A 24,161-nucleotide genomic window follows, 5' to 3' on the forward strand; every position below is an offset into this window, starting at 1 on the left:
ACTTCCATCCTGTTTCAGGATAGTCTCACGGCAAATCACTTCGGCTAATGCCGACCGCCTTTCAAGGATATGCATGGCTTCACTTCTGGCTCGCGCCTTTCGAACGATCGGCAAATTCTCTCTCGCCACCTCGATCGGGATGGGCCTTGTCGCCGGCGATGCGCTGGCGCAGCAGGCTACCCTTTCCCCCGGCAGCGCCAAGGCTGTTTTCGGCGCGGTCACGCTGCCGACGCAGGGACCGCCGCAATCGATCGGCTTCTATGCCAAGGGCTGCCTTGCCGGCGCGGTCGCCCTGCCCGCGGACGGCCCGACATGGCAGGCGATGCGCCTATCGCGCAATCGTCGCTGGGGACGACCGGAGATGATCGGCCTGCTCGAGCGCCTATCGCGCGATGCTGCGAAGAATGACGGCTGGCCGGGTTTGCTTGTCGGCGATATCTCGCAGCCGCGCGGCGGCCCGATGATCAACGGCCATGCCTCGCATCAGATCGGTCTCGACGCCGACGTCTGGCTGACGCCGATGCCGCGGCGCAAGATGACGGTGGAAGAGCGCGAAGCCCTGCCTTTCACCACGATGCTCGCCAAGGACAAGTTCCTGACGATCAACGACAAGGTCTGGACACCGGCACATGCCCGCCTCTTGATGCGCGCGGCAAGCTATCCGGAGGTCGAGCGCATCTTCGTCAACCCGGCGATCAAGAAGAAGATGTGCGGGACATGGACGGGCGACCGCACCAACCTCGGCAAGCTGCGGCCGGAATACGGGCACGACTCGCATTTCCATATCCGTCTCCGCTGCCCCGCAGGCTCCGTCGGCTGCACAGGACAGGCGCCGGTCGCCTCCGGCGATGGCTGCGACAAGTCGCTCGCCTGGTGGTTCGGGCCTGAGCCTTGGGCCAAGCCGAAGCCCAGCGACAAGCCGCCCCAAAAGCCGCGCGAAGTCATGGTTGCCGATCTGCCCAAGGCCTGCCAGGCCGTATTGGCGGCACCTTCGATTGCTTCCGCACGCCCCGCCGCCTCCGGCGCCAAAGCTGCCGACGTTTCAGCGGAGACGGACGCAATGCCGGTTTCGGGCGATACGCCGCCCGGTCAGATTCCGCAGCAGTAAGTCCTGCACCGTCCTTGCCGGAGGCGTCTTTCAAAACGCGCCCCCTTGGTATAGAAGGCGGGTAAATCGATTGAAAACATCGAGCGGAGCAAGGATTTCATGGCCGGCAGCAAATGCATTGCATTGATCGCGCATGATCAGAAAAAAGATGCGATGGCAGAATTTGCACGGCGTAACGAAGCCGCCCTTGCCGATTGGAACATCGTCGCCACGGGCACGACAGGCGGCCGCGTGCTGGATGCCTGCCCGGACCTCAAGGTCACCCGGCTGAAAAGCGGCCCGCTCGGTGGCGACCAGCAGATCGGCGCGCTCATCGCCACCGGCGAGATCGATATGCTCGTCTTCTTCATCGATCCCCTCACCCCCATGCCGCACGACGTCGACGTGAAGGCATTGACGCGGCTTGCCGTTCTCTACGACATTCCGATGGCGCTCAACGAATCCACTGCCGAGCGGCTGATCAAAACCCTGAACCATTAATCCGCCTTGCCGGCGGCAGACCACGGACCTGGCCATGCCCGAGCTCAATCACAGCGACGCCCCCCTGCCTTTCCCAATCCTGATCGGCGATATCGGCGGCACCAATGCGCGTTTCTCCATCCTCGTCGATGCGGACTCCGAACAGGAGCATTTTCCGGTCGTGCAGACGGCGAATTTCGCCACGATCGACGATGCGATCAAACTCGCCCTTGAAGACAGCAAGGTTCGGCCCCGCTCGGCAATTCTTGCCATGGCAGGTCCCGTGCAGGGTGACGAGATTCCGTTGACCAATTGCGATTGGGTGATCCGTCCGAAGACGATGATCGCCAATCTCGGCATCGAGGACGTGCTCGTCATCAACGACTTCGAGGCACAGGCGCTCGCGATCGCCGAGATTTCCGACGAGCATCGCCAGACTATCGGCAAAGCATCCGGTAACGCGGTTGCATCACGCGCCGTGCTCGGGCCAGGCACCGGGCTTGGCGTCGGCGCTCTGGTCCATACCCAGCATCAATGGGTGCCGGTACCGGGCGAAGGCGGGCATATCGATCTCGGGCCACGCACGGAACGCGACCTGCAGATCTGGCCGCATCTGGAACCCATCGAAGGCCGCATCTCGGCCGAGCAGGTGATCTGTGGTCGCGGCCTGCAGAACCTCTATCATGCGATCTGCGCGGCTGACGGCATCGAACCGAGCCTGAAGGAGCCGGCTGACATCACCAACCATGCGCTTGCCGGCACCAACAGGCAGGCCGAGGAGACGCTGACGCTGTTCGTCACCTATCTTGGCCGCGTCGCCGGCGATATCGCCATGATCTTCATGGCGCGCGGCGGCGTCTATCTCTCGGGTGGCATTCCGCAGAAGATCCTGCCGGCGCTGCAGAAGCCGGAATTTCGCGCCGCTTTCGAGGACAAGGCACCGCACACGGAACTGATGAAGACGATTCCGACCCATGTGGTCGTCAATCCGCTGGCAGCGCTTTCCGGCCTTGCGATCTATGCCCGCAAACCGACAAACTTTGGCCTTGCCACGGACGGCCGTCGCTGGCGGCGTTGATTGCTTGCCAAACAGCTCATGGTGCGCTGAAACCCGGCGCACCATACTTTTTGAAGGGGCCAGCATCCTCTATAATGGGCGCGGCTCCGCGATCGGCCTTAACCAGCCCGGCAGGCCACGTCTAGCCAAAGCCGTGCTAAGTCTTTAATAGAACCGCGAAAGCACGTGCCAGATGCGGCTCGCTTGGTTCAAGACAGGAAGCCGATTATTGAAATTGCCTGACCCGAAAAGCAAAAACGTCGACAGCGAAGCCATCACCGGCATGCTGAAGCGCATTATCGCCGAGAACGGCCGCGATCATATTCGCGGCTATGCCATCGCGATTACCTGCCTGATCCTCGTTGCGCTTTCGACTGCTTACATCGGCTATATCGTCAAATCTGTCATCGACAGCGCCTTCATCGCCCGCGATATCGTCGATGCCTGGAAAATCTGCTTCAGCATCTTCCTCGTTTTCGTGGTGCGCGGTTTTGCGGGATATTTCCAGTCAGTCATCCTGTCGAAGATCGGCAACAACATCATCGCCCGCTATCAGCGTCGCCTCTATTCGCATCTGATGACGCTGTCGGTCGGCTTTTTCAACGAAGCGCGCTCCGCGCAGCTCGCTGCCCGCATCAGCCAGAACGTCTCGGGCATCCGCGATGTCATGAACCTGACGATCACGTCGACGGCGCGCGACCTTCTGACCTTCGTCGCCCTGCTCTGCGTCATGGTCTTTCAGGATCCGGTGCTCAGCATTGCATTCGTCGTCATCGCGCCGCCGCTCTTCTTCGCGCTGCGCTATATTTCCAAGCGCCTGCGCGCAGCCACACGCGATGCGGTGGTCCTGAACAGCCATGTGCTCGGCGCGATGCAGGAGACCATTCAAGGCGTTTCCATCGTCAAGGCCTTTACGATGGAAGAGGAGCTCGAACGCAAGATCAACAAGCTGATCACCGCTGCAGAGCACCGGCAGAACCGCATCGCCCGCCTTTCGGAGCGCAACGGACCGCTGATCGAGACCGTCGCCGGTTTCACGATCGCCAGCCTCTTTGCCTATGCCGCCTACCGGTCGATCTACGATAATGTCTCGCCGGGTGTGTTCTTCTCCTTCGCCACTTCGCTGCTGCTCGCTTATGACCCGGCGCGCCGCCTCGCCAAGCTGCAGGTGCAGCTGGAGCGCGCGGTCGTCAATGCGCGGATGATCTACGAGCTGCTGGACATGGAGCCGCGCCAGCGCGACCTGCCAGATGCCAAGCCGCTTAACGTGACCGAGGCCAGGATCGAGTTCCGCGACGTGCATTTCGCCTATGGTGATGAATCCGTCCTCTCAGGCGTCAATTTCACCGCAGAAGGCGGGCAGACCACCGCGCTCGTCGGCCCTTCCGGTGCCGGCAAATCCACCGTCATCAATCTCATCCCGCGCTTCTATGATCCGAAGGCTGGCAGCATCTTCATCGACGGGCAGGACATCGCGCATGTGACGAAACAGTCGCTGCGGGAACAGCTCGCCTATGTTTCGCAGCAGCCCTATCTCTTCGAAGGCACGATCCGCGACAATATCCGCTATGGCCGCCCGAATGCGACGGATGCCGAGATCGAGGAAGCGGCGCGCCTAGCCTATGCCCATGATTTCATCGAAGCGCAGCCAATGGGCTACGATACACCGGTCGGCGAAAACGGTGTGACGCTGTCCGGCGGCCAGCGCCAGCGCCTGTCGATCGCCCGCGCGCTGGTGCGCAACGCGCCAATCCTGCTTCTGGACGAGGCGACCTCGGCGCTCGACACGGAATCCGAAGCGGCCGTGCAGAAGGCGCTGGAAGAAGCGATGAGCGGCCGCACGGTCGTCGTCATCGCGCACCGCCTGTCGACGGTTGTTCGCGCCGAAAAGATCGTCGTCATGCAGAACGGCCGCGTTGTCGAAGAAGGCAACCACGAGACGCTTGCGACATCAGACAATGGCCTCTACGCTCGGCTCAACAACCTGCAGCTACCGGCGATTTCAAGCAATTCCCGCAAATAGACGATAGAGACGACATGAGCGACGATGCGATGAAGCTGGTGGTGGTGGGCGCGGCGGGCCGCATGGGACAGGCTCTCATCCGCATCATTCACGCCACCGACGGCGTAACCCTGCATGCAGCCGTCGCCCGCCCCGGCTCCGCCTTCATCGGCAAGGATGCCGGCGAGATCGCCGGACTGGGGTCGATCGGCGTTCCCGTCACCGACGATCCGCTTGCCGCTTTCCTGCATGCCGAAGGCGTCATCGATTTTACGACGCCGGCAACCAGCGTCACCTTCGCCGGTCTCGCCGCCCAGGCGCGCATCGTTCATATCATCGGCACGACCGGATGTTCAGACGAGGACGAGGCGAAGTTCAAGGCTGCCGCACGCCACGCGCGCATCGTCAAATCGGGCAATATGGGCCTTGGCATCAATCTTTTGAGCGTGCTCGTCGAACAGGCCGCGCGGGCACTGCCTTCGAACGACTGGGACATCGAGGTGCTGGAGATGCATCATCGGCACAAGGTCGATGCGCCCTCAGGCACGGCACTCCTGCTTGGCCAGGCGGCGGCGAAGGGCCGCGGCATCGATCTTAATGACAATTCCGTGCGCGTGCGCGACGGCCATACCGGTCCGCGCTTGGCGGGCACGATCGGCTTTGCGACCCTGCGCGGCGGCGGCGTGGTCGGCGATCATTCGGTGATCTTCGCCAGCGAAAGCGAACGGCTGACGCTGTCGCACAATGCCGGCGACCGGTCGCTGTTTGCGCGCGGCGCGCTGCAGGCAGCACTCTGGGCGCGCGACAAGAAACCCGGCTTCTATTCCATGCTCGATGTTCTCGGGCTTTCCACACGTTGATCCGATCCTGGAGCGGATCGGCCTGGAACTGCCGATCCGCTCCAGCCTTTTGTTGTCTCGCAATTCCGGACGGAAAACCGCTACACACTTTTCCTGGAATTGCTTCATTAAGGAGAAATTTATGAGCGGCACTCTCGTTCTCGTTCGCCACGGGCAGAGCGACTGGAATTTGAAAAATCTCTTTACCGGCTGGAAGGATCCCGATCTGACGGCGCTCGGCATCGAAGAGGCCAAGACCGGCGGCAAGGCTCTGGCCGATTACGGTATCAAGTACGACATCGCTTTTACCTCGGCGCTGACGCGCGCGCAGCACACGTTGAAGATCATCCTCGATGAAATCGGCCAGCCCGGCCTTGAAACGATCAAGGATCAGGCGCTGAACGAGCGCGACTACGGCGATCTCTCCGGCCTCAACAAGGATGACGCCCGCGCCAAGTGGGGCGAAGAGCAGGTCCACATCTGGCGCCGCTCCTACGACGTTCCGCCGCCCGGCGGCGAAAGCCTGCGCGACACCGGCGCCCGCGTCTGGCCTTATTATCTCACGGAAATCCTGCCGCGCGTGCTTGCCGGCCAGAATGTGCTGGTCGCGGCGCACGGCAACTCGCTGCGCTCGCTCGTCATGGTCCTCGACCGGCTGAACAAGGAGCAGATCCTGGCGCTCAACCTCGCGACCGGTGTACCCATGGTCTACAAGCTGAAGGCCGATTCCACCGTCGCCTCGAAGGAAGTCCTCGGCGACATGTCCGGCGCGCATTGAGCTGTTGAACGGAAAACACCCCTCATATGCCTGAGATGAGGGGTGGGAAATGCCGCAATATGTGTTACATTGCACTGCGTATGTAACACATGGACTGACATGACCGACGCGACATTTACCTTCCGAGTTGAAGAAGAGTTGAAGGCGGCTTTCAGCGAGGCTGCGAAAGCGCATGATCAAACCGGTGCGCAGTTGCTCCGGGCTTTCATGCGCGATTATGTGCGGCGCCAGCAAGATGCCGCCGAATATGACATTTGGTTTCGCCAGCAGGTTCAGGCCGGTCTTGCTTCCGCTAATGCCGACAACCTCATTCCTGACGACGACGTGGACGCTGAATTTGCCGCCTTGCGAGAAGAAACACGCCGCAAACTCAGCGGGCGTTCTTCGTGAAACTTGCTTGGACTCCCGAAGCAAGGGCTGACCGACGCGCAATTTATACCTATATCGAGGCGGAGAACGTCCCCGCAGCACTCGCGCTAGACGAACTCTTTGCCAAACGGTCGAAACAGCTGATTACCCATCCAATGACGGGCGGGCCCGGCCGCGTGTCCGGGACACGAGAGCTTGTCGTACATCGAAACTATTTGCTGATTTACGATCTCGCAGGCGAGACGGTGCGCATAATCCGCATCCTGCATGCCGCACAGCAATGGCCGCCGAACGATTTTCAGCCGATTCCCTAGTGCGGCATCAATTCTCAACGGTGAAGCGCACTCTATCGGCGGCGAAGCGGGAAATCGAATATTGCACCGGGACATTATCGAGATCCGCATTGAGCGCCTGGGCGACGAGAACGATGGCGCCCGGGGATAATTGCAGATCGGTGAGGTCGCCTTCGTCGGCATGCGTCGCGGTGATCTCGGTGACGACGCGGACGTAATCGGGCACACCAAGCTCCTTGAATGCCTTGGTGATCGATCCGGTCGTCCGATAGATCTCGGCGATATCGCCGAAACGATCCGCCGGGAACCAGCTTGTTGCGCGCGATACCGGACGATGATCCGCCTGGCCCAGCGTTTCCAGCCGGATCAACGGCGTACCTGTCTTGAGCTTGAGCTGTTTGGCCAATTCGGCGCTGGCAGCTTCTTCGCCCGATGCAAGCAGCACGCTGCGGGTCTCACGTACCTGGTCGCCGATCCCTTGAGAAAATCGCGTGCGCCTTGAAATCGGGAAACTCAGCCGCTCCTTGCGCTCGATCAGCGTGCCGCGCCCCTGCACGGCGCGGACGATCCCCTCCTGCGCCAGTGCTGCGAGCGCACTCCTGATCGTGTGCCTGTTGACGCCGAACTGCAGCGCCAGCACCGTTTCCGGCGGCACCATGCCCGTCTCGTCGAAGTCGCCGTGGTTGATCGAGGTCCGAATCCGGTCGGCAATCTGCCGCCAGAGCGCCACGCCCGTCTGCCTCTGTATCTTCTGCCCTGCCATCTCGCCCACTCGCCCTGTCATACGCTTGTCACGACTCACTAATAAATATAAAACTATCTTGTATGGTTGTCTATATCAATAGACATTTAGAGGAAGGCGCGATGAATTCAGCACAGAGGCAGGAAGCTGCGGCACAAGAGCGTCGGGAACGCAAGCGTGTCGCCGATCTCTTGGCGCAGGCAGAACGCGACGAGCTAAAGGCTGCCTGGGAGGCATTGCCGAGCAAGCCGACGGTACAGCCGGTGCGCGGACCAGAGACAGGGCTCGTCATGGTGCGCGGCCGCATCGGCGGCGGCGGCTCCCCCTTCAACCTCGGCGAAGTCACGGTGACGCGCGCTACCGTCCGGCTGGCATCCAACACGATCGGCCACGCGCACGCGCTCGGCACGGATCGGGAAAAGGCCCGGCTTTCGGCCATCTTCGATGCACTCTGGCAGCAATCGGCCACGAAGGATTTCGTCGAAAAGGCTCTTCTGCAGCCGGTTACCGAGCGTATCGCCGAATATGACCGCAAGCGCGCCGAAGAGACGGCGGCAACCCGCGTCGATTTCTTCACCATGGTTCGCGGAGAAGATTGATGAGCCTTTCCAGCACTCCGACCTTCGGCAACGAGGCCCTGACCGGCGGTTTCACCGATCCGGTCTTCGACGCGCAAAGCGTCTTCAAGATGACGATGGATGCCATGGCACGTCCAGGCACCCTGCAAACCGTTGACGCTGACGTCGCGCCGCCCGCTCCGCTCGGTGTTGCCGCAGGCGCCATCGGCCTCACCCTTTGCGATCACGACACGCCTGTCTGGCTCTCCAACAGCCTGGCAAGATCAAGCCTGGCGGAATGGCTGGCCTTCCACACCGGAGCGCCCGTCATTTCGGAACGGCTGGAGGCGCAGTTCGCCTTCATCGAAGCCGGCATGGCGCTTTCCTCCTTCAGCCAGTTCGGCATCGGCACTCAGGAATATCCCGATCGGTCGACCACGATCGTTCTGGAAATCGAAAGCCTGGTGGGCGGCAAACAACTGGCGCTGTCAGGCCCCGGCATCAAGGATGTGACCATGATCGCCCCGATCGGGCTGCCGGATGCGCTGCTGCGCATCTGGAACGACAATCGCGCGCTCTTCCCGCGCGGCGTCGATCTCATCCTGACGGCGGGCCGGCAATTCATCTGCCTGCCGCGCACCACCAAGATCACCGCGACGGAGTTGTGACATATGTATGTTGCCGTTAAGGGCGGCGAAGCCGCCATCGCCAATGCTCACCGGCTGCTGGCCGACCGTCGCCGCGGCGACCGCTCGCTGCCGGCAATCGGTATCGACCAGATCGTGGCGCAGCTCGCACTCGCGGTCGATCGCGTCATGGCCGAGGCCTCTCTCTATGACCGAACGCTGGCCGCACTCGCCGTGCGCCAGGCGCGCGGCGACATGATCGAGGCGATCTTCTTGCTGCGCGCCTACCGCACGACGCTGCCGCGCTTCGGTTATTCCCAGCCCCTCGACACATCAGCAATGAAGATCGAACGCCGCATTTCCGCGACCTACAAGGATTTGCCGGGCGGCCAGCTTCTCGGCCCGACCTTCGACTATACGCACCGTCTGCTCGACCCCACTCTTTTGACGGACGAGCCTGTCGACGAGCCGATGCAGAGGCCGGCGGACGATGGCCGCGTGATGCGCGTCTCGGAAATCCTCAACCAGGAAGGCCTGATCGAGGACGACGGCACCATGCCTGTCGATCACGAGATCGGCGACCTGACGCGCGAGCCGCTGGAATTCCCGATGACCCGGGACCTTCGCCTGCAGGCGCTCGCCCGCGGCGACGAAGGCTTCCTGCTGGCACTCGGCTATTCGACCCAGCGCGGCTACGGCCGCACCCACCCCTTCACCGGCGAAATCCGCATCGGCGAAGTAGAGGTCGAATTTGAGGTGCCGGAACTCGGCTTTGCCGTTTCGCTCGGCCGCATCCAGGTAACGGAATGCCAGATGGTCAACCAGTTTAAAGGTTCGGCCAAGGCACCGCCGCAGTTCACCCGGGGCTACGGCCTCGTCTTTGGCCAAAGCGAGCGCAAGGCGATGGCGATGTCGCTGGTGGACCGGGCGCTGCGGGCAGAGGAGCTCGGCGAAGACATCGTTGCGCCGGCTCAGGACGAGGAATTCGTCATTTCCCACTCCGACAACGTGCAGGCGACGGGCTTCGTCGAACATCTGAAACTGCCGCATTATGTCGACTTCCAGGCCGAGCTCGACCTGGTGCGGCGCATGCGCCGCGACTTCGAGGCCGCTCGCGATCGCGGCATGGAACCCATGACGGAGGCAGCCGAATGACCGAACTCGCCACCTACAATTTCGCCTATCTCGACGAACAGACCAAGCGGATGATCCGCCGTGCCATCCTGAAGGCGATCGCCATTCCCGGCTATCAGGTGCCTTTCGCCTCCCGCGAAATGCCGATGCCTTACGGCTGGGGCACCGGCGGCGTACAGCTGACGGCGGCGATCATCGGCCCGCAGGATGTGCTGAAGGTCATCGACCAGGGGGCCGACGACACGACGAACGCCGTCTCCATCCGCGCCTTCTTCCAGAAGGTCGCCAATGTCGCCGTCACCACCCGCACGGACGAGGCGACCATCATCCAGACGCGCCACCGCATTCCGGAAGCCAAGCTCGGGCCGAACCAGGTGCTCGTCTATCAGGTGCCGATCCCGGAGCCGTTGCGCTTCCTGGAGCCTCGCGAGACCGAGACGCGCAAGATGCATGCGCTTGAGGAATATGGCCTCATGCATGTGAAGCTCTATGAGGATATCGCCCGCAACGGACGCATTGCCACCACCTACGCCTATCCGGTCAAGGTCGCCGGCCGCTACGTCATGGATCCCTCACCGACGCCGAAGTTCGACAATCCGAAAATGCATCTGTCGGATGCGCTGCAGCTCTTCGGCGCCGGCCGCGAGAAACGCATCTATGCCGTGCCGCCCTATACCGAAGTCGTCAGCCTGGATTTCGAGGATCACCCCTTCGAAGTGCAGCGCTTCGACAAGCCCTGCGCGCTTTGCGGCGCCGAGCAGGTCTATCTTGACGAGGTGATCCTCGACGACAAGGGCGGCCGCATGTTCGTCTGCTCCGATACCGATTTCTGCGAGGATCGTCGCGCCCACGGCCATGCCGGGCCTATGCTGGCGCCAAATGGGCTCGCATCCAAGGAGGCTGCCGAATGAGTGACTCACCCCTTCTCAAGGTCAAGGACGTCTCGAAATTCTACGGCAGCCGCATCGGTTGCCGCGATGTGTCCTTCGAACTCTGGCCCGGCGAAGTGTTGGCTATCGTCGGCGAATCCGGCTCCGGCAAGACGACGTTGCTCAACTGCATCTCGACCCGGCTGCTGCCGACGACGGGCAGTGTCGAATACCACATGCGCGACGAGACCTATCGCGATCTTTTCCGCATGAACGAGGCCGAGCGCCGCTTCCTGATGCGCACCGACTGGGGCTTCGTGCATCAGAACCCGGCCGATGGCCTGCGTATGACGGTGTCCGCCGGCGCCAATGTCGGCGAGCGGCTGATGGCGATCGGCAACCGCCACTATGGCAACATCCGCAATACCGCCATCGACTGGCTCGAGCGGGTCGAGATCGACGCCGACCGCATCGACGACCAGCCCCGCGCCTTCTCCGGCGGCATGCGCCAGCGCCTGCAGATCGCCCGCAACCTTGTGACCGGCCCGCGCCTCGTCTTCATGGACGAGCCGACCGGCGGCCTCGACGTGTCCGTGCAAGCCCGCCTGCTCGATCTGGTCCGCGGTCTCGTCAACGATCTCGGCCTTTCGGCGATCATCGTCACGCACGATCTCGCGGTCGCCCGTCTTCTGTCGCACCGCATGATGGTGATGAAGGACGGCCAGGTGATCGAGCATGGTCTTACCGACCGCGTGCTCGATGACCCACGCGAACCCTATACGCAACTGCTGGTCTCTTCGATCCTGCAGGTCTGAGGAAGAAATATGGCAACCCCACTCGTCGTTTCCGAAGTCTTCAAAAGCTTCACCATGCATCTGCGCGACGGCATTCGCCTGCCCGTTGTCGCCGATGTCTCCTTCTCCGTCGCCGCGGGCGAATGCGTCGTGCTCGGCGGCCCGTCGGGTATCGGCAAGAGCTCGCTCTTGAAAATGATCTATGGCAATTATGCCGTCGACAGCGGCCAGATTCTTGTCACGCACAAGGGCAGGATCGTCGATCTTGCGACAGCCGATCCGCGCACCGTGCTCGATGTCCGCCGCCAGACCATGGGGTATGTCAGCCAGTTCCTGCGCACGGTGCCGCGCGTTGCCGCTATCGATGTCGTTGCCGAGCCGCTGCTCGCCCGCGGTGTGAGCGTGACCGATGCCCGCGACAGGGCAGCGGAACTGCTCGCACGGCTGAACCTGCCCAGGGAACTCTGGCAGCTGCCGCCCGCCACCTTTTCCGGCGGCGAGCAGCAGCGCGTCAACATCGCCCGCGGCTTCATCACCGATCACGCCATCCTGCTGCTCGACGAGCCCACGGCGTCGCTCGACGCCCGTAACCGGGCCGTCGTCGTCGACATGATCGAGCAGAAGAAGGAGGCCGGCGTCGCCCTTCTCGGCATCTTCCATGACGAGGAAGTGCGCGAAGCCGTCGGCAGCCGAATTCTCGACGTCTCGCAGTTCTCGCCGCGGAAGGTCGCCGCATGAGCCGCAAATTGGGCGAAACGCCCTTCATCAGCCCGTCGGCCAGCGTCAACAATTCGACGCTCGGCCGCTATACCGAAGTCTCCGACCGCTGCCGCATCGATGAAGTCGAGATCGGCGACTATTCCTATATCATGCAGGACGGTGCGGTCTGGTGCGCGACGATCGGCAAGTTCGTGAACATTGCCGCCGCCGTGCGCATCAATGCCACCAACCATCCGACATGGCGCGCGACCCTGCACCACTTCACCTATCGCGCCGCCGACTACTGGCCGGATGCCGATATGGAGACGGATTTCTTCACCTGGCGGCGCGACAACCGGGTCGTCATCGGCCATGACGTCTGGATCGGGCATGGCGCGACCGTGCTGCCCGGCGTGACAGTCGGCAATGGTGCCGTCATCGGAGCCGGCGCCGTCGTTTCCAAGGACGTTGCGCCCTACACCATCGTCGGCGGTGTGCCGGCCAAGCTGATCCGCGAGCGTTTCACGTCCGAGGTCGGCGCGCGCATGGACAAGCTTTCATGGTGGGATTGGGATCACGATCGCCTGCGCACAGCGCTTGCGGATTTCCGCGCCCTTTCGGCGGAGGAATTTCTGGATCGCTACGAAGCCTGAGAACGGTTTCCACCCTCATCGGACTTGCAAGGCGCTGACAAGCGATCCAGCTTAGCCGGTCCTTTCAATGCGGGATCGAGAGGAGTTTTCATGGCAAAGCAGTTTTCCAGCATCGACGATCGGCTGCGCGATTTCATCGCGCGGCAACACATCTTCTTCACGGCATCCGCAACATCGGATTCCCGTGTCAATGTTTCGCCCCGCGAGACACAGTGCCTGCGCATCATCTCTCCGAACACCGCCATCTATCTCGACCGCACCGGCAGCGGCAACGAGACCGCTGCGCATATGAAGGCCGACGGACGGCTGACGATCATGTTCTGCGCCGTCGAAGGGCCGCCGATGATCCTGCGCCTCTATGGCCGCGGCCGGATCATCCATCGATCGACACCCGAATATCGCGAATTGCTGCACGATCACTATGAGGGCGAAGAACCGCTCGGCGCACGGCAGATCGTATGGCTGGACTTCGATCTCGTACAAACGTCCTGTGGTTTCGGCGTACCGCTCTTCAGCTATGAAGGCGAACGGCCGAGCCTGGACCAATGGGCGAAAGCCAAGGGTCCCGACGGCATCGAGGAATACCGGCGCGAGAAGAACAGCTTCAGCATAGACGGTCTGCCGACCGGCATGTTTGACGGCTAAACTTAAAGGAAAGCTCTCAGCCGGCTAATCTTGCAAAATCGCCGGGAATTGTAACAGCAGTTACACAAAACTGACATTGGAGCTTCATGAAGCGGGACTAATCGGTTGCCTTGTGGTTGGCGCCAGCCCCCTCGAAACTCCTTTCGAGACAGGGGCACGCGCCCGTTCTAGCACCGGTACCGCTGAAATTTCTGCAGCCCGGGAGCCGCGAAAGGGAAGCACTATGTTCGAACTCAGGAATGTCTCACGCCGGTTTGGTAACAAGCTCGCCGTCGATTCCGTGACTTTGGACATACCGCAGGGACAGATGGTCGGCGTCATCGGCCGTTCGGGCGCCGGCAAGTCCACCTTGCTGCGCATGATCAACCGCCTGGCCGATCCGAGCTCCGGTTCCATCCATTTCGCCGGCACCGAAGTCTCCAAGCTGACCGGTCGTGCACTGCGCAGCTGGCAGCGCGATTGCGCCATGATCTTCCAGCAGTTCAATCTGGTGCCGCGCCTCGACGTGCTCACCAACGTCATGCTCGGCCGCCTCAACCATCGTTCGACGATGCTGAGTCTCCTTTCGGTCTTCACCCGCGAGGAGCGCATCGAGGCGATTGCGGCGCTGGAGCGCCTCGGCATCGAGCAGACGGCACTGCAGATGGCCGGCACGCTTTCCGGCGGCCAGCAGCAACGCGTTGCCATCGCCCGTGCCCTGATGCAGCAGCCGAAGATGATGCTGGCCGACGAGCCGATCGCCTCGCTCGATCCGCTGAACGCCAAGATCGTCATGGATGCGCTGCGCGATATCAATGAGCGCGAAGGCATCACCGTCATCACCAATCTGCATACGCTGGATACGGCGCGCAACTACTGCGAACGCATCGTCGGCATGGCGGCCGGCAAAGTCGTCTTCGACGGCAAGCCGACCGATCTGACGGCAGCGGCCGTCAAGGAAATCTACGGCACCGACAAGGACGGCGCCGGCATCGACGAGACCATGACGTCGACATCGATCAACATTGCCGATCCGGCCGTGCAAGCCGCGGCGACTGAATCTGCCGGCCCGCAACCGCTGGCACTGGCCGGTCTCTGAGAGGGACGGCCGGGATCGAAGGCCCGCGTCAAGGGCGCATTTCTTCTATCAGACCGAAGACATCCGGGGACACCGGTTAATCAGGAGACGAACCCATGTTGAAGAAAGCACTCTTTGCCGCTACGGCGCTTGTTGCGCTCGCAGTCGGCGCTGCTGCCAACGCAGCAGACCTCAAGGAATTGCGCATCGGCATTCTCGGCGGCGAAAACGAAGCCGACCGCCTGCGCAACTATGCCTGCCTTTCCGACCACCTGAAGAAGGAATTCGGTTTCGAGAAGGTTTCGCTGTTCCCGGCCGCCGACTATAACGGCGTTATCCAGGGCCTGCTCGGCGGCACGCTCGACTTCGCCGAACTCGGCGCTTCCGGCTACGCAGCCGTCGCCATCAAGGACCCGAAGGCCGTTACCCCGATCCTGACGACGCAACAGACCGACGGTTCGACCGGCTACTACTCGATCGGCCTCGCCCTCAAGTCCTCCGGCATCAAGACGATTATGGACGCCAAGGGTAAGAAGCTCGGCTACGCCGACCCGGACTCCACCTCGGGCTACCTCGTTCCGCTGACGCAGATTCCGAAGACCACCGGCATGCCGAACGACAAGTTCTTCGGCTCGACCCAGTTTAACGGCGGCCATGAGAACAACCTGCTCGCCGCCTACGACGGCAAGGTCGATGTTGCTGTCGACGACTCCTCGGGCGTTGGCGATTTCAAGGACGGCTTCACCTCCGGTACCTTCCGCAAGGAAGTCGACAAGGGCGCCGTAGATCCGAACAAGCTCGTCGAAGTCTGGCGTTCGCCGCTGATCCCGAACGGCCCGCTCGTCGTTCGCAACGCTCTTGGCACCGAATGGCAAACGAAGCTGACGGACTTCTTCATGAAGCTCCCGACGGCTGACGCCAAGTGCTTCAACGCCATCGAAGGCGGCGACTTCAAGGGCTACGTCAAGGTTACCCCGGACTTCTACAACGCCGTCATCGACGTTCGTAAGGCTGCCATCGGCGGCTGATCCGCATTCCTATAATTGGGCGGCCGGCAACGGCCGCCCTTTTGCTATTCACACCCCTTTGCGATTCACAAGGGCAGGATTTCATGACGATCGCCGATACGCACCCGAACATGCAGAGCGCGCCACAGAGCGCCAAGGAGATCGGCGACGCCTGGAGCAAGATGGTGGCCAAGCGCCGCTTCTACACCGGCATCGGTCTCGTGATCCTGCTCGTCGCCTTCGTCAGCTCGGTGCGCTTCGCCGACGAAAACAACGCCGGGCATTTCTTTGACCGCCTGCCGCATCTCTTCGATTTCCTGAGCTGGCTCATTCCGAAGGACTGGGCCGACGTCTACCGCGCGCTCTTCGACCTGCCGAGCCCGAACGGGGCCAATGGCGCCGGCGGCGAGGAATTCAATTTCCCGCTCGGTCGCGTCTATGTCTGGGGCGATTTCTATATCCCCGAATATTTCGAGCTGATGATCATCACGATCAACGTGGCACTGGTATCGACCATCATCGGCTTCGTCTTTGCCGTACCCTTGAGCTTCTTTGCCGCCCGCAACATGTCGCCATCCCATCCGATCCGGCTGGTGACGAAGCGCATCATGGAACTTCTGCGCGCCTTTCCGGAAATCGTCATCGCCGGCCTGTTTTCGGCGATCTTGTCGATCGGCCCGATCGCCGCGATCATCGCCGTCGGCCTGCATACGATCGGCGCGCTTGGCAAGCTCTTCTACGAAGTGGTCGAGAATATCGACATGAAGCCTGACGAAGGCATGCGTGCCGTCGGCGCGAGCTGGAGCGAGCGCGTGCGCTTTGCCGCCCTGCCGCAAGTGCTGCCGAACTTCATGTCCTACGCGTTGCTGCGTCTGGAGATCAACGTTCGCGCCTCAACCATCATCGGCGCCGTCGGCGGCGGCGGCATCGGCGAGGAGCTCAAACTTGCGATTTCACGCGGTTTCGGCGCCAAGACATTGGCGCTGGTGCTGCTTCTCTTCCTGACGATCATCGCCGTCGACCAGTTTTCCGCATGGCTCCGCCGCCGCCTCGTCGGCGAGCATGCCTTCCTTTTGCAGCATTGAGGTTATCCATGTCCGTCATCGACGCCGGCCGCATGCAGGAAATCGAAGCGCGTTACCCGGAAGTTCTTCACCGGTCCTTCCGCCAGCGCTTCGGCGCGCTGATGATCTTCATCGGCGTCATCCTCTACGGCATCTATGCCGTATGGTTCTTCGACCTGCCGAAGGTCATTTCGGAAGCGCATTGGGAGCGCGTCGGCATCTATCTCAGCGAATGGGTGAGCTATGACGTGCAGCCGGAATTCCGCATCTCCGGAGACAAGATCAGCATCAAATATCCGCGCTTTTCGCCCCTGGGCGATAATCCAAACCCGGACTGGGTGAAGACCAATCCCGATGGCAGCATGACCGTTTCTGTCAGCGGCACAAGCCGCACGGTAACCGTCACCAAGACGCAGGCCATCGTGACCGCGCATGGCATCACGATTCCGATCGATATTGCCGGCGATGTGCCGAAAATCGTCGGTTCCGAGCCCGTTCCAAGCTGGATGACCGTCTATGACGACAATATTCTCGTCAATCTCGGCTTTGCAGGCGACGCCAGCATTTCCACCGACCGCGTGAAGATCCGCAAGCGGTTCATCGGCTGGGCCAACTTCGTCTTCGATACGCATTCGCCCTTCTTCGACAAGCCGGCGAGCGAAGTCATCAGCCTGATCGTTTCGGGGCCGCGGCTCGATCCTGCTCAGTCCAATCTCTCGCTGGCCTTCGACAATATCTGGAACAATGGCGCATGGCAGCATGGCGACGTCTGGACCAAGCTGTTCCAGACCATCGTCATGGCCTTCCTCGGCACGCTGCTGGGCTCGCTCGCGGCCTTCCCACTCGCCTTCCTGGCGGCTCGCAACATCACGCCGAGCCGACTCGTCAACCAGATCCTCAAGCGCTTCTTCGATTTCCTGCGTTCGGTCGACATGCTGATCTGGGCGCTGTTCCTGACGCGCGCCTTCGGCCCCGGCCCGCTCGCGGGCAGCGGCGCGATCTTCCTCACCGAGACGGGCACGCTTGGCAAGCTCTATTCCGAGGGCCTCGAGAACATCGACAACAAGCCGCGCGAAGGCGTGAAATCCACCGGTTCGCCGACCATTCTCGTGCATCGCTACGGGATCATGCCGCAGATCGTGCCCGTCATCGTCAGCCAGACGCTCTACCAGTGGGAATCGAACGTGCGCGGCGCGACCATCATCGGCGCCGTTGGCGCGGGCGGCATCGGCCTCAAACTTTGGGAAGCAATGCGCACCAATGCCAACTGGGAAAACGTCGCCTATATGGTGCTGCTGATCCTCATCGTTGTCTTCCTGTTCGACGCCGCATCCAACGCCCTGCGCTCTCGGCTGATGGGCACGCGAACGAAATAAAAAAGAACGGGAAAAAATCGTTCCGCATCATCATTCTGTCACGGGAATCCGATAGCGCAGGCCGGCAAGACCGCAGCGGTCAAGCTGGCTTTAGCCGGATTCGAACTGTTGCTGCCTTGCTGCTCTTGCGGTTTGTCGCAAATCACCCAACAGTGTCTCGCGCAGCCGATTTTTCCAAGGAATGCAGCCTTGCGCTATGCTCTCTATTTCACGCCGCCCAAAGACGATCCGTTGACATCTCTCGCCGCCCGCTGGCTGGGCCGCGATGCATTTTCGAATGAGATTTTTTCAGACAAGGCCATGGCGCCGCTGCCGGAAGGTCATGCCGAGCTGACGGCCGATCCGCGCCGCTACGGCTTCCATGCCACGCTGAAGGCGCCGTTCGAGCTAGCCGCTTCTGTGACCGAGCGCGATCTCCTCGAAGTCGCCGCCGAATTCGCCTCGCAAACCAAGGCTTTCACCATTCCGGAGCTGGTGCTTGGCCAGCTCGGCCATTTCTTTGCGCTCGTTCCCGGTTCCGTTTACCAGCCGCTGCAGGATTTCGCCTCGCGCGTCGTCAAGACCTTCGAGCCATTCCGCGCGCCGCTGTCGGATCACGATATCGCGCGACGCAAGCCGGAAGGCCTGACCGAGCCGCAGCGCGCCAATCTGCTGCGCTGGGGCTATCCTTACGTCAACGACGAATTCCGCTTCCACATGACGCTGACGGGACGCGTACCTTCCGAGCGTCAGCCCGAATTGCAGGCAATCCTCGCCGAGCGCTTCGCCGAACATACCGGCAAGCCGCTCGATATCTCCGGCCTCGCCGTCTTCGTCGAAGAAGAGCGTAGTGCTCCCTTTACCGTCCGTTCCTGGCTGCCGCTTGCCGGCGCCTAATATGAAAGAGCCGATATGACCAAAGAAACCGTCCTTTCCAACGCCCGCATCGTCCTCGAAGACAAGATCGTCGAAGGTTCCGTGCTGATTCGCGACGGTCGCATTGCCGCCATTTCCGAGGGCAAGTCCGATATCGGCGAAGATTTCGAGGGCGATTTTCTGATCCCTGGTCTGGTCGAGCTGCATACCGACCATCTCGAGGCGCACTATTCCCCGCGCCCGGGCGTGCGGTGGAATAAGACGGCGGCGATCCAGGCGCATGATGCCCAGATCGTCACCTCGGGCATCACGACCGTGTTCGACTGCCTACGCATGGGCTCGGACGAGGACGGCGGTTTCGAAAAGGGCGAGATGCGTGATATGGCCGATGCCATCCAGGCCGCCCAAAGCGAAGATCGCCTGCGCGCCGATCACCTGATCCATCTGCGCTGCGAAGTCTCCTCCGACAACGTGCTCGACCACTTCCAGGATTTCGAGAAGGACCCTTACGTGCGTCTGGTCTCGCTGATGGACCATGCACCGGGTCAGCGCCAGTTCCAGACCATGGATCAGTATATCTTCTACTATCAGAAGAAGCGCGGGCTCAGCGACGAGGCCTTTGCCAAGTTCGTCGCCAAGCGCCAGGAGGAATCGGCCAAGTATGCTACGCCGCATCGCGACGCGATCTCCAAGGTCTGCGCCGATCGCGGCATCACCGTTGCCAGCCATGACGACGCGACGCTTGCCCATGTCGACGAAGCCATCAACTACGGCGTTCGCCTCGCCGAATTCCCGACCAGCATCGATGCCGCCAAGGCTTCGCACGGCGCCGGCATGAGCGTGCTGATGGGCGCGCCGAACATCGTCCGCGGCAAGTCGCATTCGGGCAATATCGCCGCCCGCGATCTGGCCGAACTCGGCGTCCTTGACGTGCTGTCTTCCGACTATGTGCCGCTCAGCCTGCTGCATGCACCCTTCATCTTGGCTGATGAGGTTGAGGGCATTTCGCTGCCGCAGGCGATTGCCATGGTGACGGCGACGCCGGCAAAGACGGTCAGTCTCAATGACCGCGGCCGCATTGCCGAAGGGCTGCGGGCGGATCTCGTGCGCGTTCGCCGCGATCACGGCGTGCCGGTCACGCGCTCCGTCTGGCGAGAAGGGCGGCGGGTCGCATGAGCCCGGAAACCAAGATCAAGCCGGCTAACCTCGGCCTGACGGATGCGACAGCAGGCACGCTGGCCGTCGTTGTCGGGCCGAGCGGCGCCGGCAAGGATACACTGATGAATCTGGCCGCCCGGCATTTTGCCGGCCGGTCTGACGTGCATTTCGTCCGCCGCGTCATCACGCGGGACGGCGATGCCGGCAATGAAGACCACAGAAGCGTTTCCGAAGCTGACTTCGATGGAATGGAGCAAGCCGGCGCCTTTGCCGTTTCCTGGGAGGCGCATGGGCTGAAATACGGCATTCCGGCTGAAGTCACCGATGAACTCGCTCGCGGCAATCTGGTCATCGCCAATGGCTCGCGCTCGGCGCTTCACCGCTTCCAGGCCGCATTTCCGCGGCTGAAGGTCATCAACATCACGGCGTCCCGCGAAGTGCTGGCCGAACGACTGATGGCGCGCGGACGCGAGAGCCGCGAAGATGTGCTGAAGCGTCTGGAGAGAAGCGCACTGACCGTTCAGGGCAGCTACGACGTCGCCGATATCGACAATAGCGGCACGCTCGAAGAGGCCGAACGCGCCATTATTTCCGTCCTGGAAACGCTGGTCCGCAAATAGTCTGATGGCGACAATCGAAGATCATTCGACCCGCCACACATCCTCATAACCCTGATCGTCGATGATGAACCGCGTTCCGACCGGAAGCCGGAGGTATTTGACTACGCCAGGCAACAGCTCGCTTAGGTGGGCTGTGTGAACAGGCTGGTAAAAGTCTTCGGCGTCGGAATATTCACCGCAATAGAAGAACCAGCTGACGGTTCCGCCCTTCGGCATGGCCTGCCGCACGCCATAATCGGCATGCGGCCTATCGTCGATAAGGCGACGGCCACCATGTCTTCCGGCTCGGATTCCGGTTTGACCGGTTCCAGATCGCTTCCGCTCAGTGCGCCTCATCCCAATTGTGGGCGGCGCGCGCATCGACCTTCAGCGGCACGGCCATATCAACCGCCGGCATGGCAGCGTTTTCCATGACCGAGACAATGATCGGCGTGGTGCGCTCGACATCGGCATCCTCGACTTCGAAGATCAGTTCGTCGTGCACCTGCAAGAGCATGCGGACGCGATCGCCCAAGCCGGCCGAAGCCAGTGCTGGCTCCATCTTGATCATGGCGCGGCGGATGACATCAGCCGCCGAACCCTGGATCGGCGCGTTGATCGAGGCGCGTTCGTTAAAGGCGCGGACGGAGGGGTTGGAGGAGCGAATTTCCGGGAAATGGATGCGGCGGCCGAAAATCGTCTCGACATAGCCCTTGTCGCGAGCGGCCTGCTTGGTGCCTTCCATGTAATCGCGGATGCCGGGGAAGCGCTCGAAATACCTCTTGATGTAGTCACCGGCTTCCGAGCGCTCGATCGACAGCTGGTTGGCGAGACCGAAGGCGGAGATGCCGTAGATGATGCCGAAGTTGATCGCCTTGGCGCGGCGGCGCACCTCGCTCGGCATGCCATCCACAGGCACGCCGAACATTTCAGAGGCCGTCATGGCGTGAATATCGATGCCGTCCTCAAAGGCCTGCTTGAGCTGCGGGATGTTGGCGACATGCGCCAGGACGCGCAGTTCGATCTGGCTGTAGTCGGCGGAGACGAGCTTGTGGCCCGGCGTCGAAATGAAGGCTGTGCGGATCTTGCGGCCTTCTGCCGTGCGCACCGGAATATTCTGCAGGTTCGGCTCGGAGGACGACAGGCGCCCTGTCGTGGTGGAGGCCAGCGAATAGGAGGTGTGAACGCGCTTCGTCTCGGGATGGACGTAGCTCGGCAGCGCATCCGTATAGGTGGACTTCAGCTTGGTGAGCTGACGCCAGTCGACGATCTTGCGCGGCAGTTCGAAGCCGGCCGCGGCCAAATCCTCCAGCACCTGCGCCGAGGTCGACCACTGCCCGGTCTTGGTCCTGCTGCCGCCGGCCAATCCCATCTTGCCGAAAAGGATATCGCCGAGCTGTTTCGGGGAGCCGATATTGAAACGCTCGCCGGCCAGATTGTAGATCTCGTCCTCGAGCGCGGCGGCGCCCTGCGCCAGCTCGCCGGAAAGGCGAGAAAGGATCTGCCGGTCGATGGTGATACCGCGCTCTTCCATATGGGCAAGCACCGGCACCAGAGGCCGCTCTAACCGCTCGTAGACGACTGAGAGTTTTTCTGCCGCCAGTCGTGGTTTCAAGACCAGCCAGAGACGCAGCGTCACATCGGCATCCTCAGCGGCATAGGCTGTGGCGCGGTCGATATCGACGAGGTCGAAGGTGACATTGGACTTGCCGCTGCCGGCCACATCCTTGTAGGCAATCGGCTTGTGGCCGAGCCAGCGCTCGGAAAGGCTGTCCATGCCATGCGTGGCGTTGGCGCCGCCGTCGAGCACATAGGAGAGCAGCATCGTGTCATCGAACGATTTCATCTCGATGCCGTAACGCTTCATCAGAAGATAGTCGTATTTCAGGTTCTGCGCGATCTTCAGGATGGAGGCATCCTCCAGCAGATCCTTCAGGCGCGGCAGTGCATCGCGAAGCGGAATCTGGTTTTCCGCCAGGCCGCCGCCGAGCAGATCGCCGACACCGGTCTTGTGACCGAGCGGAACATAGGCGGCGCGGATGGAAGCGCCAGTCGGATCATCGCGATTATCGGCGATCGCCAGCGAGAAGCCGACGATTTCGGCCTGCATCGCATCGAGCGACATCGTTTCCGTATCGAAGGCGACGATGCCGGTTTCGCGCGCATCCGCGATCCATCGGTCGAGCGTGGCGAGATCGCGGATGGTCACATATTTCGAATGATCGATCGGCGCGCTCGCGAAACTTGCGGCGCGCGCATTGGCGAGATCCTCCGGCGCAGTGGTGCCATCCAAAGCCAGACGCGCCTTGGCCGATGGCGCCGGGACCGATGCCCCTTCGGCTTCGACAACGCTGCCGGCGACGAGATCGACATTCTCGCCGACATCGAGATCGGGCCCATGAGCGCCCTCGCCCCATTCGATCTTGACGATGGAGGGCTCGATTGCCGCCGCATCGCAGTCGCAGGCCTCCGCCACGCGCCGCGTCAGGGTCGTGAATTCCATTGCCTTCAGGAAACCGATCAGCTTCGGGCCGTCCTGCGGATCGAGCACCAGCGCATCGAGCGCAAGTTCCAGCGGCACGTCGGTCCTCAGCGTCACCAGCTGCCGCGAAATGCGCGCGAGTTCAGCATTGGCGATGATGTTTTCGCGGCGCTTCTGCTGCTTGATCTCGCCGGCGCGGGCGAGCAGGGAATCGAGATCGCCGAATTCTTCCAGAAGCTGCGCCGCCGTCTTCGGGCCGATGCCGGGGATGCCGGGGACATTGTCGACGGAGTCGCCGGTCATGGCCTGCAGGTCGATCATCTTGTCGGGTGGCACGCCCCATTTTTCGATGACATCGGGAATGCCGATCTGCTTGTCCTTCATGCTGTCATACATGTGGACCATGGGTGTGACGAGCTGCATCAGATCCTTGTCGGACGAGATGATCGTCACGTCGGCGCCGGCTGCCTCCGCCTGACGGGCATAGGTGGCGATGATGTCGTCGGCCTCGAAGCCGTCAGTCTCGATGCAGGGCAGATTGAAGGCGCGGGTCGCCTCACGGATGAGGCCGAATTGCGGGATCAGCTCTTCCGGCGGCGCCGAGCGATTGGCCTTGTATTCCGGGAAGATGTCCTTGCGGAAGGTCTTCGACGAATAGTCGAAGATGACGGCGAAATGGGTCGGCGTCACCCCGACGGAGGTATCGCGCGCCGAAGTCAAAAGCTTCCACAGCATGTTGCAGAAACCCGAGACGGCGCCGACGGGCAATCCGTCCGACTTGCGCGTCAGCGGCGGCAGGGCGTGAAAGGCCCGGAATATGAAACCGGAGCCGTCGACGAGGAAGAGATGATCACCTTTTTTCATGGAAGCATGGATAGCGTGACGTACCTCCAACGTCCATATAAACTTCAGTTTTGCAGGCTAGAGCGCTTCCGCTTT

Annotated in this window: 26 protein-coding genes; 23 read left to right on the forward strand and 3 right to left on the reverse strand. The window is 61.8% G+C overall.

The genetic code is table 11. The features are described 5' to 3' along the window. The first annotated feature begins 73 nt into the window (after positions 1 to 73). From mepA to GDN47_RS26755, 8 genes are all read left to right on the forward strand, one after another. Positions 74 to 1,108, forward strand: coding sequence for a penicillin-insensitive murein endopeptidase (mepA, locus tag GDN47_RS26720; protein ID WP_145633888.1), 1,035 nt, complete (start codon positions 74 to 76; stop codon positions 1,106 to 1,108). A 99-nt stretch (positions 1,109 to 1,207) separates the two neighbouring features. Further along, entirely contained in the window at positions 1,208 to 1,588 is a 381-nt protein-coding gene (locus tag GDN47_RS26725) for a methylglyoxal synthase (protein ID WP_113330590.1), read from the forward strand. A gap of 34 nt (positions 1,589 to 1,622) precedes the next feature. Next, positions 1,623 to 2,645 carry a glucokinase gene (locus tag GDN47_RS26730; protein ID WP_152094635.1) on the forward strand — a complete coding sequence of 341 codons (1,023 nt, stop codon included), beginning with the start codon at positions 1,623 to 1,625 and terminating at the stop codon, positions 2,643 to 2,645. 262 nt (positions 2,646 to 2,907) lie between these two features. Then, on the forward strand, positions 2,908 to 4,647 hold the full coding sequence (locus GDN47_RS26735) for an ABC transporter ATP-binding protein (protein WP_371865537.1): 1,740 nt from the start codon (positions 2,908 to 2,910) through the stop codon (positions 4,645 to 4,647). A 14-nt stretch (positions 4,648 to 4,661) separates the two neighbouring features. Further along, positions 4,662 to 5,486, forward strand: coding sequence for a 4-hydroxy-tetrahydrodipicolinate reductase (gene dapB, locus GDN47_RS26740; protein WP_152094637.1), 825 nt, complete (start codon positions 4,662 to 4,664; stop codon positions 5,484 to 5,486). Between the two features lie 121 nt (positions 5,487 to 5,607). After that, complete coding sequence (locus GDN47_RS26745) at positions 5,608 to 6,243, forward strand: 2,3-bisphosphoglycerate-dependent phosphoglycerate mutase (RefSeq protein WP_152094638.1); 636 nt, start codon at positions 5,608 to 5,610, stop codon at positions 6,241 to 6,243. A 99-nt stretch (positions 6,244 to 6,342) separates the two neighbouring features. Then, entirely contained in the window at positions 6,343 to 6,633 is a 291-nt protein-coding gene (locus GDN47_RS26750) for a CopG family ribbon-helix-helix protein (protein ID WP_152094639.1), read from the forward strand. After that, positions 6,630 to 6,926 (forward strand): type II toxin-antitoxin system RelE/ParE family toxin, encoded by a 297-nt coding sequence (locus tag GDN47_RS26755; RefSeq protein ID WP_152094640.1) that lies wholly within the window; start codon positions 6,630 to 6,632, stop codon positions 6,924 to 6,926. The genes GDN47_RS26750 and GDN47_RS26755 overlap by 4 nt, the downstream gene beginning before the upstream one ends. A gap of 7 nt (positions 6,927 to 6,933) precedes the next feature. Here GDN47_RS26755 and phnF read toward each other — a convergent pair whose 3' ends face one another. Beyond that, positions 6,934 to 7,668 carry a phosphonate metabolism transcriptional regulator PhnF gene (phnF, locus tag GDN47_RS26760; protein ID WP_145645957.1) on the reverse strand — a complete coding sequence of 245 codons (735 nt, stop codon included), beginning with the start codon at positions 7,666 to 7,668 and terminating at the stop codon, positions 6,934 to 6,936. A gap of 101 nt (positions 7,669 to 7,769) precedes the next feature. Between phnF and phnG the strand changes: the two genes are divergently transcribed. From phnG to phnN, 15 genes are all read left to right on the forward strand, one after another. Next, entirely contained in the window at positions 7,770 to 8,246 is a 477-nt protein-coding gene (gene phnG, locus GDN47_RS26765; protein WP_152094641.1) for a phosphonate C-P lyase system protein PhnG, read from the forward strand. Continuing rightward, positions 8,246 to 8,872 (forward strand): phosphonate C-P lyase system protein PhnH, encoded by a 627-nt coding sequence (gene phnH, locus GDN47_RS26770; protein ID WP_152094642.1) that lies wholly within the window; start codon positions 8,246 to 8,248, stop codon positions 8,870 to 8,872. Before phnG ends, phnH begins: the two co-directional genes overlap by 1 nt. 3 nt (positions 8,873 to 8,875) lie before the next feature. Continuing rightward, positions 8,876 to 9,985 carry a carbon-phosphorus lyase complex subunit gene (locus GDN47_RS26775; protein WP_152094643.1) on the forward strand — a complete coding sequence of 370 codons (1,110 nt, stop codon included), beginning with the start codon at positions 8,876 to 8,878 and terminating at the stop codon, positions 9,983 to 9,985. Continuing rightward, positions 9,982 to 10,875, forward strand: coding sequence for an alpha-D-ribose 1-methylphosphonate 5-phosphate C-P-lyase PhnJ (locus GDN47_RS26780; protein WP_152094644.1), 894 nt, complete (start codon positions 9,982 to 9,984; stop codon positions 10,873 to 10,875). Before GDN47_RS26775 ends, GDN47_RS26780 begins: the two co-directional genes overlap by 4 nt. Further along, entirely contained in the window at positions 10,872 to 11,648 is a 777-nt protein-coding gene (gene phnK, locus GDN47_RS26785; protein ID WP_015338361.1) for a phosphonate C-P lyase system protein PhnK, read from the forward strand. Before GDN47_RS26780 ends, phnK begins: the two co-directional genes overlap by 4 nt. A gap of 9 nt (positions 11,649 to 11,657) precedes the next feature. Then, the gene (gene phnL / locus GDN47_RS26790) at positions 11,658 to 12,365 is read left to right on the forward strand and encodes a phosphonate C-P lyase system protein PhnL (protein ID WP_152094645.1); all 708 of its coding nucleotides are present in this window, start codon (positions 11,658 to 11,660) and stop codon (positions 12,363 to 12,365) included. Continuing rightward, positions 12,362 to 12,979: a DapH/DapD/GlmU-related protein gene (locus tag GDN47_RS26795; protein ID WP_152094646.1), complete on the forward strand. Its 618-nt coding sequence runs from the start codon at positions 12,362 to 12,364 to the stop codon at positions 12,977 to 12,979. Before phnL ends, GDN47_RS26795 begins: the two co-directional genes overlap by 4 nt. A gap of 90 nt (positions 12,980 to 13,069) precedes the next feature. Continuing rightward, entirely contained in the window at positions 13,070 to 13,624 is a 555-nt protein-coding gene (locus GDN47_RS26800; protein ID WP_113351504.1) for a pyridoxamine 5'-phosphate oxidase family protein, read from the forward strand. 223 nt (positions 13,625 to 13,847) lie between these two features. After that, positions 13,848 to 14,702: a phosphonate ABC transporter ATP-binding protein gene (gene phnC / locus GDN47_RS26805; protein ID WP_113351505.1), complete on the forward strand. Its 855-nt coding sequence runs from the start codon at positions 13,848 to 13,850 to the stop codon at positions 14,700 to 14,702. Between the two features lie 95 nt (positions 14,703 to 14,797). After that, positions 14,798 to 15,709 (forward strand): phosphonate ABC transporter substrate-binding protein, encoded by a 912-nt coding sequence (phnD, locus tag GDN47_RS26810; protein ID WP_113351506.1) that lies wholly within the window; start codon positions 14,798 to 14,800, stop codon positions 15,707 to 15,709. 83 nt (positions 15,710 to 15,792) lie between these two features. Then, complete coding sequence (gene phnE, locus GDN47_RS26815) at positions 15,793 to 16,773, forward strand: phosphonate ABC transporter, permease protein PhnE (RefSeq protein WP_113351507.1); 981 nt, start codon at positions 15,793 to 15,795, stop codon at positions 16,771 to 16,773. Positions 16,774 to 16,781: 8 nt separating this feature from the next. Beyond that, positions 16,782 to 18,128: a phosphonate ABC transporter, permease protein PhnE gene (gene phnE, locus GDN47_RS26820; RefSeq protein WP_113333864.1), complete on the forward strand. Its 1,347-nt coding sequence runs from the start codon at positions 16,782 to 16,784 to the stop codon at positions 18,126 to 18,128. 189 nt (positions 18,129 to 18,317) lie between these two features. Then, positions 18,318 to 19,004 carry a DUF1045 domain-containing protein gene (locus GDN47_RS26825; protein ID WP_113351508.1) on the forward strand — a complete coding sequence of 229 codons (687 nt, stop codon included), beginning with the start codon at positions 18,318 to 18,320 and terminating at the stop codon, positions 19,002 to 19,004. 15 nt (positions 19,005 to 19,019) lie between these two features. Next, on the forward strand, positions 19,020 to 20,159 hold the full coding sequence (locus GDN47_RS26830; RefSeq protein ID WP_113351509.1) for an alpha-D-ribose 1-methylphosphonate 5-triphosphate diphosphatase: 1,140 nt from the start codon (positions 19,020 to 19,022) through the stop codon (positions 20,157 to 20,159). Then, positions 20,156 to 20,761, forward strand: a complete 606-nt coding sequence (phnN, locus tag GDN47_RS26835) for a phosphonate metabolism protein/1,5-bisphosphokinase (PRPP-forming) PhnN (protein WP_113351510.1) — start codon at positions 20,156 to 20,158, stop codon at positions 20,759 to 20,761. Before GDN47_RS26830 ends, phnN begins: the two co-directional genes overlap by 4 nt. Before the next feature lie 21 nt (positions 20,762 to 20,782). Here phnN and GDN47_RS32845 read toward each other — a convergent pair whose 3' ends face one another. After that, the gene (locus GDN47_RS32845; RefSeq protein ID WP_442966481.1) at positions 20,783 to 21,121 is read right to left on the reverse strand and encodes an immunity protein Imm33 domain-containing protein; all 339 of its coding nucleotides are present in this window, start codon (positions 21,119 to 21,121) and stop codon (positions 20,783 to 20,785) included. Then, positions 21,084 to 24,086: a DNA polymerase I gene (polA, locus tag GDN47_RS26845; protein WP_152094647.1), complete on the reverse strand. Its 3,003-nt coding sequence runs from the start codon at positions 24,084 to 24,086 to the stop codon at positions 21,084 to 21,086. The genes GDN47_RS32845 and polA overlap by 38 nt, the downstream gene beginning before the upstream one ends. Positions 24,087 to 24,161: the final 75 nt, after the last annotated feature.

It is taken from the genome of Martinezella dioscoreae, assembly GCF_009176305.1.
GTDB classification, from domain to species: Bacteria; Pseudomonadota; Alphaproteobacteria; order Rhizobiales; family Rhizobiaceae; genus Rhizobium; species Rhizobium dioscoreae.